The sequence below is a fragment of the Amphibacillus indicireducens genome, assembly GCF_039539605.1.
Classification (GTDB): Bacteria; Bacillota; Bacilli; order Bacillales; family Amphibacillaceae; genus Amphibacillus; species Amphibacillus indicireducens.
In genome coordinates this window covers 1-14,481 of record NZ_BAABDL010000072.1, presented here as the reverse complement: position 1 = coordinate 14,481, position 14,481 = coordinate 1, and the positions used below count along the sequence as shown (strand labels likewise).

Here is a 14,481-nt window from a genome sequence, read left to right as displayed (position 1 = left end):
TTTCATCAAACTCTTTGTACAATAATAGCCCTGAGTCTGAGGTTAAATTCCCGCCGTCAAAATTAACTTTGATCATTTTGTTGAAATGAAGTGACTTTTCGATTACACTTTTCATTATGGAGCCCTTCTTGAATTGTATTTGTTTGATCACTTATACAATATCAAAGATCGGGCTCCTTTTCACTTAATTAGTGAAAGATTGATTGGTTATTTTTAATTGATTTGATGCGGTTTATTCAGGTTTTATGATTGGGCTATGAATAATCTAGGTAAAAAGATGTTTTGACGAAAACATGAACATAAGCTATGATTTTTATGATGAAAAATTTTGTTGGATAAAGAGAATGTAGGAGATCATATGTCAAAAATAGTTGCCTATCTAATTGCCTTTTTGGTCACATTTCCTTTTATTGTGACAATGTTAACTTACTTTATATTAAACTATTTCATTGAGCATCGAAAGAAAGTGATTCATAAGTGCATGGAATATACGGCGGTCGTACATCTAATTTCAACGATTGCAATCTTTAATGTGATTTTTAAAATTAATATATTCGGACCGCTTGTCATATTTCTGTTAATCGTATTATTTAGTTTTATTTTACTTCAATGGAAGCTGATTCGTGATGTTAAGATGAGACGAATTCTTAAACTTTATTTAAGATTTATCTTTTTACTCTTTTTCATTGCCAATCTTATCTTAACGTGCTTTTCAATTTATTATCTTTTTACTAACTAAATAATTAGGGCCAAAAAAAAACAAAACCAGTTAAATGCTGGTTTTTTTAATTCGTAAAACACGAACATATGTACTATTTTACATTTTTACAAAAGAATATCCAAAAAAGAGTGGTGAGAAGTGGGGGGTTGTGGTAAACTATAAAAAAAGGTGGGCGATTATTATGTTTATGGGAGAATACAAACATAATGCAGATGAAAAAGGTCGGATGATCATGCCGGCCAAATTCCGTGATTCGTTAGGTGAAAGCTTCGTTGTTACGCGAGGCTTAGACCAATGTTTATTTGTATACCCACTTGAAGAATGGCACATCCTTGAAGAGAAGATAAAAAAACTCCCACTAACTAAAAAAGATGCACGCGCCTTTACGCGATTCTTTTTCTCCGGTGCTACCGAATGTGAAATTGACAAGCAAGGTCGCATTAATTTACCAGCTCCATTAAGGAAATACGCTCAGATTGAAAAAGCCTGTGCGGTCATAGGTGTGTCCAATCGAGTTGAGATTTGGGCAGAAGATATTTGGACTGAGTATATGGATGAATCAGAATCAACCTTTACTGAAATTACTGAAAATATGATGGAATTTGATTTTTAAACAGAGAGGAAGGTGATCATTTGTTTGAACATACGAGTGTTTTACGGACTGAAACGATTGACGGATTAAATATTAAGCCAGATGGTATTTATGTTGATGGAACGTTAGGTGCTGGTGGTCATTCGGAACAAATCGCAAAACAATTAACAACAGGTCGGTTAATTGCGTTTGATCAAGATGAACAAGCAATTGAAGCGGCAAAAGAACGTTTATCACCTTATCAAGACAAAATAATCTTTGTCCATTCAAACTTTAGACATTTGAATCAAGTTTTAACAGAAAAAGGAATAGAAGCAGTTGATGGCTTTCTTTTTGATCTTGGGGTTTCTTCACCACAACTTGATCAGAAAGAACGTGGATTTAGTTATCAACATGACGCTCAACTTGATATGCGTATGAATCAATCACAAGAATTATCAGCCTTTCATGTTGTGAATGAATGGAGCTTTCAAGAACTTGTTCATATTTTCTTTAAATATGGTGAAGAAAAATTTGCTAAGCAAATTGCTCGAAAAATAGAATTAACTAGAAATGAGCGACCTATTGAAACAACATTTGAATTAGTAGAAATTATTAAAGATGCTATTCCTGCAGCCTCGCGGCGAAAAGGTGGTCATCCAGCAAAACGAATTTTTCAAGCGATTCGCATTGCAGTAAATGATGAGTTAGAAGCATTTTATGATGTCTTACACCAAGCTGCTGAAAAAGTTGCTGTTGGTGGTCGAATTGCGGTGATCACATTTCACTCGCTAGAAGATAGGTTATGTAAACAAGCATTTAAAAAATGGAGTACACTCCCGCCATTACCGAAGAATTTCCCGGTTATTCCGGAAACGAGTCAGCCTCCATTCAAGCTGATTACAAGAAAACCAATTGTAGCAGCTGCAGAAGAACTTGAACAAAATAGACGGGCACGATCAGCAAAATTAAGAATTGTCGAAAAAGTAAAAGTATGGGATGAACAATTTTTCTATCAAGAAGGGCGGCATAAAACATGAACGTAAGTGAAGCTAGACATTATCAAACATCAACTCCACAGCGAACAAGACGTGTGGATCAGCAACCACAACCTAAGAAAGTTATCAAAGTCAATTCACGTAAGATTACGTTAGGTGAGAAAATATTAGCTTGTATTTTTGGAGCATGCATGTCGTTAGCCTTAATTTTTATGGTTTCTTATAATGCAAATATCGACAGCCTAAATCGAGATGTTCAACGATTAGAACGAGAAATAGCAGAACAGCAAACGATTAATGAGAACTTAAGCCATCAAGCAATGGAATATAGTAGTCCAGAACGGATTTTAATGATTGCCAAGGAAAATGGTTTAAATATTCAGAACACCCAAGTCAAACAAGCGACTACATTTGTTGAGTAATTGAGGATTTGACAAATGAATGATCGAAAAAAAAGAGATTGGAAATTAACTGTTAGTTTTGGCTTATTTATGATTCTGTTTTTCGTGTTAATTGGTCGTTTTGCTTTTATCCAGGTGACTGGAGAAGTTCAGGGTGTCGATTTACAGGAATGGGCAAAGCGTCAACGAACAAATTACAGTGAACTTCCAGCCAGTAGAGGTTCAATTGTCGACCGAAACGGCATGCAACTTGCCCAAGATATAACGATCTATCGATTGTATGCGATTGTTGATGAAGATTATTCGCCTAACCCACAAACCCGAATTAACCATGTTAATGATTTGGAGAAAACCGCTAAGGAACTAGCGCCGATTATTGGATTGGAACAAAGTAAAGTCTTTTCTATATTGCAATCAGCTGTTGAAAAAGATCTCTTTCAAGTTGAATTTGGTAGAGAAGGTAGTCAACTGACGAGAGAACAGAAGGAAGAAATTGAGGAGCTAGGACTGCCAGGTATTTATTTTATCGAGGAAGCCAAAAGATACTATCCGAATGGTATTTTTGCATCTCAAGTCATCGGACTGGCTCAAGCAAATGATGACCATCAAATTACAGGTATTACAGGTATTGAAGCACAACTTGATGAGTATTTAAGTGGTGAAAAAGGTTCGATTTCTTTTCAACGTGATAAATATAATACGAAATTAATGAATTCGAATGAAGTGATTGTTGAAGCAAAAGATGGTTATAATGTGAAGTTGACAATCGATCAAAAAATTCAAACGATTCTTGAAGATGCGATGTCACATGTTGAGAGTATCTATCAACCTGAACGAATGACAGCTACTGTTATTGATCCGAAAACAGGTGAGATCTTAGCGATGAGTAACAGACCTTCTTATAACCCAAATGATTTAGGTGACGTAGAAAATTGGTACAATGATATCGTCTCTACACCAATCGAACCAGGTTCAACAGTTAAAGCTTTTACGATTGCTGCTGCTATTGAAGAAGGTCTTTATAATCCAGATGAAACCTTTAAATCGGGATCATATAAAATTGATCAAATTGAACGTCCAGTAACTGATTGGAGTCAGAAGTGGGGAAGTATTACTTACGCAGAAGGATTTCAACGATCTTCAAACGTTGCGATGTCGAAAATCGTCTGGGATAAGCTAGGTCCCGATCGCTATTTAGATTATTTAAGAGCCTTTCACTTCGATCAACCAACAGGGATTGATTTACCTAGGGAACAGGCAGGGACTTTATTGTATCGTTATCCAATTGAACAATTGACAACTTCATTTGGTCAAGGTTCGACGATGACGCCGATTCAACTCGTTAAGGCTGCAACAGCTTTAGCAAACGATGGGAAAATGATGAAACCTTATGTGATCAAAAGCATTACTGATCCAAATACGGATGAGGTAATTTTACAAAAGGAACCCGAAGTTGTTGGAGAACCGATATCTAAGGAGACTGCCGATCAAGTTTTACAAGCCATGGAATCGGTAATTACCTCAAATGTTGGTACAGGACGTAATATCTATAATTTAGGATCATATACAGTTGCAGGGAAAACGGGGACAGCGCAAATTTCTGGTGGAGCAACAGGTTATCTAGAAGGTCGCGAAAATTATATTTTCTCTTTTCTAGGGATGGCTCCAAGTGATGATCCAAAATTAATTATGTATATTACGGTTCAAAAACCAAAATTAAGTGAGCAAGAATCTGGTTCAGCGCCAGTTTCGTATATATTTAAACATGTGATGGAAAACGGTTTGCATTATTTAAATATTCAACCAGATAAAGAACGGGAATCAACCGTACAAAAATTTGAGATGCCTAATTGGCAGGAAGTATCGAAAGATCAATTATTGACTCAGTTGGAGAGCTACGGTATTCAACCAGTGATCATTGGGGATGGCAATCAAATTGTTGCTACAAATATTGAGTCAGGCAAGGACGTTTTATCGACACAAAAATTAATTTTAATGACAGATCAACCTAAAATGCCTGATCTAACAGGCTGGTCAGTTAGAACTGTTAATGAATTTGCACAGCTGGCAGATCTAGACTTTGAAATGATTGGTTCAGGTTTTGCTAATCAACAAAGTATTCCGCCGAAGGAATCAATCGAATCCGGTCGGTACTTATTTGTCGAATTTTCAAAAGACCAGTAAATATAATCAAAAAATAAAACGGTGTACTATTCGAGAGAGCTTGTCATATATTTAGATACAATCAATCATTATTTGAAAAGTGAGGCGTTAAATAATGAAACATGTATCACATATGACAATTCGCAAACGAATCGTCACTGTTTTTTTTATTGCACTGTCAATCCTAAGTGTTATTTTAATCCGGTTAATGTACGTTCAATTTATTAAAGGACCTGATTTAACAGAACAAGCTGAAATGTCATGGACTAGAGATGTCAAGTATGAGGCAGAACGAGGGAAAATTCTTGATCATAAAGGCGAAGTTTTAGTCGATAATATTTCGGCTCCAACTGTGATGGTTGTACCACGACAGGTTGAAAATAAACAAGAGACAGCAAAAATTTTAGCAGATATATTAAAAATTGATGAAACAGTTATGCTAGGTTATTTAGAACAAAACACAAGCATTGTTCGGTTCAGTGAAGGAAGAAAGCTAACAGATCAGCAAGCACAAGCGATTCAAAATCAAAATCTTGCTGGTGTGTATTTAGCAGAGGATTCAAAGCGTCACTATCCTTATGATACTTTGTTAGCTCATGTTTTAGGTTTTAGTGGCATTGATAATCAAGGATTAGTTGGTTTGGAGTTATTTCATAATCAAAAATTGACTGGGACACCAGGTCGCCTTTCTTTTTTTTCAGATGCTAAAGGTGGGCGACTCCCTAATTTATCGGATACGTACCAGGAACCTGTTGATGGGAATGACTTGAAATTAACGATTGACCTCGATGTGCAAACAATTATGGAACGAGAGCTTGATATTGCTGAAGCGACCTATCAACCAGATGGAGCATGGGCGCTTGCGGTTAATCCGAAAACTGGAGCAATTTTAGGGATGGCTTCACGACCGACATTTCATCCGTCCGAGTATCAAAAGTTTGATCCAGAAATCTATAATCGAAATTACCCAATTTGGAGTACCTATGAGCCAGGGTCAACATTTAAGATCATTACGCTGGCAGCTGCTCTAGAGGAAAAAGTCGTTGATTTAGAAAATGATCATTATCATGATAAGGGCTATATTGAAGTCGGTGGTGCGCGCTTACGTTGCTGGAAGCATGGAGGTCATGGGACGCAAACGTATTTAGAGGTTGTTCAGCATTCATGTAACCCCGGCTTTGTTGATTTAGGTCAGCGTTTAGGTGTTGACCGGCTCTTTGATTATATTGATGCATTTGGTTTTGGTGAAAAAACAAATGTTGATCTTGCTGGCGAAGCAAGTGGCATTTTGTTCGCTCGTGAAAACGTTGGTCCAGTAGAACTTGGAACCACGTCATTTGGACAAGGTGTTTCGGTCACACCGATCCAACAAGTGATGGCTGTTTCAGCGGCTGTTAATGGCGGAAAACTCTATCAGCCATATGTAGTTGACAGTTGGCTTGATTCACGGACAGGTGAAGTGATCGAACAGATCGAACCCGTATTTAAACAACAAGTGATTTCAGAACAAACCTCGATCCAACTCCGTGAAGCTTTAGAAAGTGTTGTTGCACTTGGGACAGGCCGGAATGCGTATGTTGAGGGATATCGTGTCGGTGGAAAAACAGGAACGGCTCAGAAGGTCGGAAGTGACGGCAGATATTTAACGAATAATCATATTGTAGCTTTTATTGGTTTTGCTCCAGCAGATGATCCTGAAATTGTCGTCTATGTTGCAATTGATAATCCGAAAAATACTGTCCAATTTGGTGGGACTGTTGCTGCTCCAATTGTTGGCAATATAATTGATGATAGCTTGCAAGCGATGGGCGTGGAAAGACGCAAAGACGGATTAGAGAAAGAATATCGCTGGCCAGAGCAACCATTAGTTGAGGTACCTGATTTAATAGGTTTAACTAAACGTGATTTAATGAATGATTTAACCCAACTTTCAATTGAATCTGTAGGAACCGGGGATAAAATAATTGAACAAGCACCTGAAGCTGGGACTAAAGTGCCGATGGGAGAAACGATTCGCTTGTTGTTTGGTGAGTAATATAATCATGAATAATCGTGCCAGTTTAACATTAATTTGTTATAATGTTTACGGTGTGTTTATTCACGTTTTATGTGATCGACACTTCATCAGAGTGTCGACTTTTTTTTGATGATCAAAACTATAAAAAAGTAGGGATTTATAATGAAAACCTTAAATGAAATTGCTAATTATTTGTTATTAAATGCTCCCAGATTCGAGCAAAATCCAAAGATTAAAGGCATTCAGGTTGATTCTAGAAAAGTGACAGCCTCTGACTTGTTTGTCTGCATTAGTGGCTATACTGTTGATGGGCATGATTTTGTTGATCAAGCGATTGAAAATGGTGCTGTTGCGATTGTTGCATCAAAAAAATTAGACAGAAATGATGTTCCAGTGCTATATGTTGAAGATACCGAGCAAACGTTAAGTTTTCTAGCTAATTACTTTTATGATTTTCCATCAAATGGCCTTCACTTAATTGGTGTAACAGGTACAAATGGAAAAACTTCAGTTACTTATTTACTCGATGAGATCTTTAATTATCAGAAAGAAACAACGGCTTTAATTGGAACAATTCAAATGAAAATTGGTGAGCAAGTATTTCCATTAGCAAATACGACACCAGAAGCATCACTTTTACAAAAAAGTTTTCGCAAGATGGTCGATGAGAAGATCGATCACTGTATGATGGAAGTTTCTTCACATGCACTTGAGTTGGGGCGCGTCAATGGTTGTGACTTCGATATTGCTGTTTATACAAATCTTAGTCAAGATCATTTAGACTTCCATGAAACAATGGCTGATTATTTAACAGCTAAATTGCGTTTGTTTAGTCACTTAGGCAACAGTTATGATCCTAGCAAGCCAAAGTATGCAGTGATTAATCAGGATGATCATTATGCGAATGACTTCAAGCGGGCGACGAGCCAACGTGTCATCACGTATGGAATTGATCAAGCTGCGAATTTCACGGCAAAGAACATTAAACTGACTGCGAATGGTACAGAATTTACTTTAGTCGCATTCAATCAACAAATTGAGATTAAGACACCGTTGATCGGTAAATTTAATATCTATAATATGCTTGCTGCGATTGCTACAGCTTATTTATCAGATGTTACTTTGGAAACAATTACAGCAGCACTTGGACAGTCAAAAGGTATCCCAGGTCGGTTTGAAACAGTCAAAGGTGATCATGATTTTGGTGTGATTATTGATTTTGCCCATACACCTGATTCATTAGAAAATGTACTGACAACAATTCGTTCATTTGCAAAAAATCAAGTTTATTTAGTTGTTGGCTGTGGCGGTGATCGCGACCGTACAAAGCGCCCGCTGATGGCAAAAATGGGTGAAAAATATGCCGATTATACGATATTAACATCTGACAATCCAAGAACAGAAGATCCGCGGGCAATTATTGCAGATATGGAGCAAGGGATAACGACGGATCGTTATACAGTAGAAGTTGATCGGGCGAAGGCGATTGCTTATGCGGTTCAGTTGGCAAAAAAAGATGATATTATTTTAATCGCAGGTAAAGGTCATGAAACAACACAAATCATTGGAAAAGAGACATTTCCATTTGATGATTATCAAGTTGCAAATCAAGCAATTTTAAATAAATAAGTATAAAATAGGGGTTGAAATAGATGCCAATTAAAAAGCTAATTGAACAGACGTTTCAGCAAATTGATGGTGATTGGCAATCGGTTAATCAAATTGTTGGAGTTGGAACAGATACACGTACTGATTTAAGCAACAAATTATTTGTCCCATTAAAAGGAGACAACTTTGATGGGCATCATTTTATTGAAAAAGCTATTGAGCAAGGTGCAATCGCTGCGCTTTGGCATCATGACTATCCACGACCGACAACGGTGGGGAAAGAGTTCCCGTTAATTAAAGTTGCTGATCCGTTAATTGGATTGCAAGAGCTTGCGCATGTGTACTTGCATTTTGTTAATCCCAAAGTAGTCGCAATTACAGGGTCAAATGGGAAGACAACAACGAAAGATCTCGTTTATGCTGTTACTAGTGTTGGTTACCAGACACACTGTACGGAAGGTAATTTCAATAATCACATTGGCTTACCATTAACAATTTTAACGATGCCTGAAACAACAGAAGTGATCGTCCTTGAAATGGGGATGAATCATTTTGGTGAAATTGAACGCTTAGTTGAAATTGCTCAACCAGATCTAGCGATTATTACGAATATTGGTGAATCTCATATCGAGCATCTCGGCTCTAGAACAGGGATTGCAAAAGCTAAATTAGAAATTACCACTCATTTTAAAACAGATAGTCTGTTAATCTATGATGGTGATGAATCCCTATTAGTGAGTGAGTATCCATTTGAAACAATCTCAGTTGGCTTTGACCAATCAAATGATTATTTTATTAATGATTGTCAGATTTTAAATAGCGAAACACGATTTAAACTAGCAGATCAAGCGTATAATTACACTGTACCATTGATTGGAAAGCATCAAGCAAAAAATGCTGTATATAGTATTGTAGTTGGTCAACAACTTGGATTATCAACTGACCAAATTCAAGCAGGATTAAAGACGATTGAAATGACACAAATGCGTTTTGAGAAACAAGTGCAGGCAAACGGTGTCACATTAATTAACGATGCTTATAATGCGTCACCAACGTCGATGAAAGCAACAATTGAAACGTTAGCTCAACTGGACGGCTACCAAGAGAAAATTGTCGTTTTGGGTGATATGTTTGAATTAGGTAGACAATCTCTTCGTTATCATCAAGAAGTTGGAGAATCGATTTCATCTGAGATTGATTTTGTCTATACAATTGGCGAGGCAGCTGAACAGATTAGTCAAGCAACGTCTGTTCCAGCAAGACACTTTACCACGAAAGAAGCTTTACTCAAACAACTAGAGTTAAAGTTAAATAAAGGAACAGTTATCTTATTTAAAGCATCAAGAGGAATGAAGCTAGAACAAGTTATCGATGCACTTTCAAATGTTTGAAATTTTTACTGAAATAAAATCGATGAATCGGGCGGTTTATAGCTAATTTAGGAGGAACAAATGATGAATGAAAACTTTTTATTAATTACAATCGGGATTGCATTTCTAATCACCGTCCTTGTATCACCAATCTTTATCCCATTTTTGAAGCGATTGAAATTCGGTCAAAGTATTCGTGAAGAAGGTCCAAAATCCCATCAAAAAAAATCGGGCACACCTACAATGGGTGGTTTGATTATTATTTTGAGCATTGTTGTGACAGCATTATTTGTAATATCACATTACCTTGGTAATCCATTTACGGTCGAAACGGGCTTAGTTCTACTCGTTTTACTCGGCTATGGTTTAATTGGCTTTATTGATGATTTTATTATCATCGTTCTAAAAAGAAATTTAGGCTTAACGTCAAAACAAAAATTATTTGGCCAGTTTACGATTGCGATTTTATTTTATCTCATTTTAAGAACGCAAGATATTTCAACTGCATTGACGTTTCCAGGAACGGATTTTGAATTGGAACTTGGGTTCTTATATCCAATTTTAGTCGTCTTTATGATGGTCGGTACATCAAATGCAGTCAACTTGACAGATGGCCTCGATGGCTTAGTATCAGGGAATGCAGTGATTGCATTTGGAGCATTTGGTGTTTTAGCAGCTTCTGTTGTTCCTCAATTTGAAGTAGCTGTTTTTGCGTTGGCAACAGTTGGAGCATTACTTGGCTTTTTAATGTTTAATGCACATCCTGCTAAAGTGTTCATGGGAGATACTGGCTCGCTTGCTTTGGGTGGTGCACTGGCCGCAATCGCGATTATTTTACAGTTAGAAATCTTACTCGTCATTATCGGCGGGGTATTTGTTGCAGAAACATTGTCAGTTATGATTCAAGTCGTATCATTTAAAACACGTGGTAAACGCATATTCTTAATGAGTCCATTGCACCATCATTTTGAGTTGAAAGGCTGGTCAGAATGGAAAGTTGTTATGACGTTTTGGCTGACAGGTTTTATTCTAGCAGCACTAGGACTTTACTTAGAGGTGTGGTTATAAATGAATCAATTAAATAATTTCCCTTTTAAGCGTGTATTGGTTTTAGGTTTAGCGAAAAGTGGACTTGCGACTTGCCATGTATTATTGCGTAACGGGATCGACGTGATTGCAAATGACTTTAAGGCAGATGCAAATGATCCTGGATTAATTGAATTAACAACAAAAGGTGTCCAGATTATTGTTGGAGCACACCCTTTATCTTTATTAACTGGGGTAGATTTGGTAATTAAAAGTCCAGGGATTCCTTATCATAATGAGCTTGTTAAGCATGCTTTAGATCAATCGCTCCCAGTATGGACAGAAATTGAGTTGCTCAACTATTTAACCAATCAACCAATCGTTGGGATAACAGGTTCAAACGGGAAAACAACGACAACAATGCTGATCAATGACATGCTTAAGCGCAGTCAACAGAAGCCGAAAATCGCTGGAAATATTGGAACAGTAGCCGTTGAGGTTGCCGAACAGCTAAACGTGGATGAAACATTAGTTTTGGAGCTTTCATCATTTCAATTAATGGGTGTTGACCAATTTCAACCGAAAGTAGCTGTTTTACTTAATTTATTTGAAGCACATTTAGATTACCATGGTGACTTTAATCATTATCAAGCAGCAAAGGCAAAAATATTTGCTCAACAAACAGAAGAGGATTTTCTCGTTTATAATGCTGATGATGATCGTGTTGTTGAGTTAATTCAGTCATCTAAAGCACAACGGCTTCCATTTAGTTTGAAGCATAAGCAACCTCATGGAATTTGGATAGATGATCGATCTGTTTATTTTAAAGAGCAACATATGATTGATCTCGATAAAATTCGTTTAGTTGGTGAGCACAATTTAGAAAATGCTCTGGCTAGTATTGGTGCATCAATGCTAGTTGGTGCCAATAAAGCTGGAATTGAACAGACCTTAACAACATTTACAGGTGTTGAGCATCGGCTACAATTCGTTTTAGAAAAACAAGGACGGCAGTTTTATAATGATTCAAAAGCAACAAATATTCTGGCGAGCTCGAAAGCGTTAAGCTCATTCAAGCAACCGACATTATTAATTGCAGGAGGACTTGATCGTGGGAATGACTTTGATGAGTTAATCCCATTTTTGAGTAATGTTAAGGGGATGTATCTCTATGGTGAAACTGCTAGTAAATTAGCTGAGGCTGGCAAAAAGTCAGGGATCAAGCAAATTAAGCAGGCTGAAACCCTCGAAGAAATGGTTTACGCAGCTTTTGAAGCATCAGCACCAGGGGATGTTATTTTATTATCACCAGCTTGTGCAAGTTGGGATCAATTTAAAACTTTTGAAGAACGTGGCGACATGTTTGTTGAGCTCGTGCATACACTCTAATAAGGACATGCAGGTAAAGTGACCTGCTGGAATTAGGAAGTGAATGCATGAGAAAACACCAATATGCAGATTGGAAATTAATAGTCGTTATTTACTTGCTCGTCTCGATCGGAATTTTGATGGTTTACAGTGCATCGAGTATTTGGGCAAGTTATCGATTTGAAGACCCACTTTATTTTGGCAAAAGACAATTGCTCTTTGCAGCAGTTGGGTTGATTGCGATGTTTATCGTTAGTCGAATCCCATATCACACTTGGCGAAACTATGCGAATCATATTTTAATTATTTGTATCATTCTATTAGCACTCGTCTTAATTCCTGGTGTTGGACTTGTACGAGGTGGGGCGAGAAGTTGGATCGGCGTTGGTGCATTTAGCATTCAACCAGCAGAATTTATTAAATTAGGACTGTTGATCTTTTTAGCTGATCGTGTGGCTGAACGACAAAAGGAAATTGTTTATTTTAAAAAAGGGTTTGGCCCAATGCTGTTGTTAGTCTTTTTTTGCTTTGGATTAATCATGTTACAGCCTGATTTAGGGACAGGCTTGATTCTTGTGGGCTCGTGTTTTACTTTATTGTTTATTTCAGGTGCACAAATTAAGCACTTTGTATTCTTGGCTGTACTAGGGCTGGCTGGTTTAACGGGTTTAATTGCCTCTGCTCCTTATCGAATTAACCGAGTGACTGCATTTATAAACCCATGGAATGATCCGTTAGGCAATGGTTTTCAGATTATTCAGTCGTTATATGCAATCGGACCAGGTGGGTTATTTGGTTTAGGTTACGGCAATAGTTTGCAAAAATATTTTTATTTACCTGAGCCTCATAACGACTTTATCTTCTCAATTGTTGCTGAGGAATTAGGCTTTATTGGAGCAACGATTATTTTAGGTTTGTTTTTTTATTTATTGTGGAAAGGTGTGCAGATCGGTTTGAATGCACCTGATAAATTTGGCTCACTACTTGCAATAGGAATTGTGATCCAAATTAGCTTGCAGGTAATCATTAATATTAGTGTTGTAATTGGCTTAATTCCCGTAACAGGTATCACATTACCATTCTTAAGTTACGGTGGGTCTTCATTGACTTTAACTCTAGCAGCGATGGGGATTGTGATAAATGTAAGCCGTTCTGCACATTATTAATTTATCACAAATCCAAGCTTTAAATCCAACCAACTGTTGAATCTGATCAGTTGGTTTTTTCATGAACAATTATATTTGACCCGTCACGCTATTTTTATTAATTAGCGTATTAATTGACTTGTTAATAGCTGTGAATTATACTCAAATTATGCATAAATGACACTGTGTCACTTTGGTGTTATTTGGGAGGACTACTAGTGCCAAAACAAACATTTTTTAATTTAGATGACCAGAAAAAAGAGACGTTAATTGCAGCATTGAAAGAAGAGTTCTCACGTGCCTCTGTTCATGATGCTTCGGTAGCTAATATTGTAAAACTCGCTCAAATACCACGCGGCAGTTTTTATCAATATTTTTACGATAAAGAAGATGCTTTTTTGTTCTTATTGTCGTTATATGGAGATGAGAACAAACGATATTTTACAGACCAGCTGGAGCTTTCAAATGGTGATTTATTCGCTTCATTTTTATTTATGTTTAAACGGATGATCAGCGAGTTGGTCAATGGTAACCAATATCATTTTTTTCGCAATGCATTCTTGAACATGAATCATAAGATGGAACAAGCTTTTACCCGAAATCTTAAAGATGATGATTTTGGGACAGAGGTGAAAAACATTGCTAAGTGGATTAAAAAAGGTCCATTAGCCGTTGAATCAGAAAAAGAGCTAGAGCATGTATTCAAAATTTTAACTGCTGTTACTTTTCAAAATATCATTCATGCATTTGCACAACAATTGACAGTTGAAGAAGCGTGTCACAATTATCAAGTTGAATTGAACATGCTTAAGCACGGGTTATTAAAAAAGACAGATTAGATTCAAAATAGAAAATAGTAAGGGGCAAATCTTTTGGGAAAATTACAATTAGTCAATATTGACAAGTCTTACAAAACAGGCAATAGCTCGATTAAAGTATTAAAAGGTATATCATTAGAATTCAGAGAAAGTGAGTTTGTTTCAATTCTAGGTCCATCAGGTTCTGGAAAGACAACATTACTTAACCCTGCATTATTCATAACTTGATTTTTTATAGGTGATTTGCCCATTAAATTGCCAAAAGTGAATGCCAG

Annotated in this window: 12 protein-coding genes and 1 pseudogene; all 13 read left to right on the top strand. The window is 36.8% G+C overall.

The genetic code is table 11. The annotated features are described in order from the left end of the window. The first annotated feature begins 358 nt into the window (after nt 1-358). Nucleotides 359-739, top strand: coding sequence for a DUF3397 domain-containing protein (locus tag ABD814_RS06915; protein WP_344911641.1), 381 nt, complete (start codon nt 359-361; stop codon nt 737-739). A gap of 163 nt (nt 740-902) precedes the next feature. After that, complete coding sequence (mraZ, locus tag ABD814_RS06910; protein ID WP_344911638.1) at nt 903-1,334, top strand: division/cell wall cluster transcriptional repressor MraZ; 432 nt, start codon at nt 903-905, stop codon at nt 1,332-1,334. 20 nt (nt 1,335-1,354) lie between these two features. Then, nucleotides 1,355-2,332 carry a 16S rRNA (cytosine(1402)-N(4))-methyltransferase RsmH gene (gene rsmH, locus ABD814_RS06905; protein WP_344911636.1) on the top strand — a complete coding sequence of 326 codons (978 nt, stop codon included), beginning with the start codon at nt 1,355-1,357 and terminating at the stop codon, nt 2,330-2,332. Beyond that, complete coding sequence (ftsL, locus tag ABD814_RS06900; RefSeq protein WP_344911634.1) at nt 2,329-2,712, top strand: cell division protein FtsL; 384 nt, start codon at nt 2,329-2,331, stop codon at nt 2,710-2,712. The genes rsmH and ftsL overlap by 4 nt, the downstream gene beginning before the upstream one ends. 15 nt (nt 2,713-2,727) lie before the next feature. Further along, nucleotides 2,728-4,875: a penicillin-binding transpeptidase domain-containing protein gene (locus ABD814_RS06895; RefSeq protein WP_344911632.1), complete on the top strand. Its 2,148-nt coding sequence runs from the start codon at nt 2,728-2,730 to the stop codon at nt 4,873-4,875. A gap of 94 nt (nt 4,876-4,969) precedes the next feature. Then, a complete protein-coding gene (locus ABD814_RS06890; RefSeq protein ID WP_344911630.1) occupies nt 4,970-6,889 on the top strand; it encodes a stage V sporulation protein D in 1,920 nt (639 codons plus the stop codon). 144 nt (nt 6,890-7,033) lie between these two features. Continuing rightward, nucleotides 7,034-8,500, top strand: a complete 1,467-nt coding sequence (locus ABD814_RS06885) for a UDP-N-acetylmuramoyl-L-alanyl-D-glutamate--2,6-diaminopimelate ligase (protein ID WP_344911628.1) — start codon at nt 7,034-7,036, stop codon at nt 8,498-8,500. A gap of 23 nt (nt 8,501-8,523) precedes the next feature. Beyond that, a complete protein-coding gene (locus tag ABD814_RS06880) occupies nt 8,524-9,870 on the top strand; it encodes a UDP-N-acetylmuramoyl-tripeptide--D-alanyl-D-alanine ligase (RefSeq protein WP_344911626.1) in 1,347 nt (448 codons plus the stop codon). 63 nt (nt 9,871-9,933) lie between these two features. Beyond that, nucleotides 9,934-10,917 carry a phospho-N-acetylmuramoyl-pentapeptide-transferase gene (gene mraY / locus ABD814_RS06875; protein ID WP_344911624.1) on the top strand — a complete coding sequence of 328 codons (984 nt, stop codon included), beginning with the start codon at nt 9,934-9,936 and terminating at the stop codon, nt 10,915-10,917. After that, on the top strand, nt 10,918-12,264 hold the full coding sequence (murD, locus tag ABD814_RS06870) for a UDP-N-acetylmuramoyl-L-alanine--D-glutamate ligase (RefSeq protein WP_344911622.1): 1,347 nt from the start codon (nt 10,918-10,920) through the stop codon (nt 12,262-12,264). Between the two features lie 47 nt (nt 12,265-12,311). Continuing rightward, complete coding sequence (gene spoVE, locus ABD814_RS06865) at nt 12,312-13,409, top strand: stage V sporulation protein E (protein ID WP_344911620.1); 1,098 nt, start codon at nt 12,312-12,314, stop codon at nt 13,407-13,409. A gap of 197 nt (nt 13,410-13,606) precedes the next feature. Then, nucleotides 13,607-14,227: a TetR/AcrR family transcriptional regulator gene (locus ABD814_RS06860; RefSeq protein ID WP_344911618.1), complete on the top strand. Its 621-nt coding sequence runs from the start codon at nt 13,607-13,609 to the stop codon at nt 14,225-14,227. A 33-nt stretch (nt 14,228-14,260) separates the two neighbouring features. Next, nucleotides 14,261-14,413 (top strand): annotated as a pseudogene (locus ABD814_RS06855) (ATP-binding cassette domain-containing protein); the annotation flags it as partial. Between the last annotated feature and the right edge of the window lie 68 nt (nt 14,414-14,481).

What these genes read in the sequence shown, in the direction of transcription:
- ABD814_RS06895 (WP_344911632.1), top strand. Translation starts at nt 2,728, where the DNA reads ATGAATGATCGAAAAAAAAGAGATTGGAAATTAACTGTTAGTTTTGGC.
- spoVE (WP_344911620.1), top strand. Translation starts at nt 12,312, where the DNA reads ATGAGAAAACACCAATATGCAGATTGGAAATTAATAGTCGTTATTTAC.
- ftsL (WP_344911634.1), top strand. Translation starts at nt 2,329, where the DNA reads ATGAACGTAAGTGAAGCTAGACATTATCAAACATCAACTCCACAGCGA.
- mraZ (WP_344911638.1), top strand. Translation starts at nt 903, where the DNA reads ATGTTTATGGGAGAATACAAACATAATGCAGATGAAAAAGGTCGGATG.
- ABD814_RS06880 (WP_344911626.1), top strand. Translation starts at nt 8,524, where the DNA reads ATGCCAATTAAAAAGCTAATTGAACAGACGTTTCAGCAAATTGATGGT.
- ABD814_RS06890 (WP_344911630.1), top strand. Translation starts at nt 4,970, where the DNA reads ATGAAACATGTATCACATATGACAATTCGCAAACGAATCGTCACTGTT.
- ABD814_RS06915 (WP_344911641.1), top strand. Translation starts at nt 359, where the DNA reads ATGTCAAAAATAGTTGCCTATCTAATTGCCTTTTTGGTCACATTTCCT.
- murD (WP_344911622.1), top strand. Translation starts at nt 10,918, where the DNA reads ATGAATCAATTAAATAATTTCCCTTTTAAGCGTGTATTGGTTTTAGGT.
- mraY (WP_344911624.1), top strand. Translation starts at nt 9,934, where the DNA reads ATGAATGAAAACTTTTTATTAATTACAATCGGGATTGCATTTCTAATC.
- ABD814_RS06885 (WP_344911628.1), top strand. Translation starts at nt 7,034, where the DNA reads ATGAAAACCTTAAATGAAATTGCTAATTATTTGTTATTAAATGCTCCC.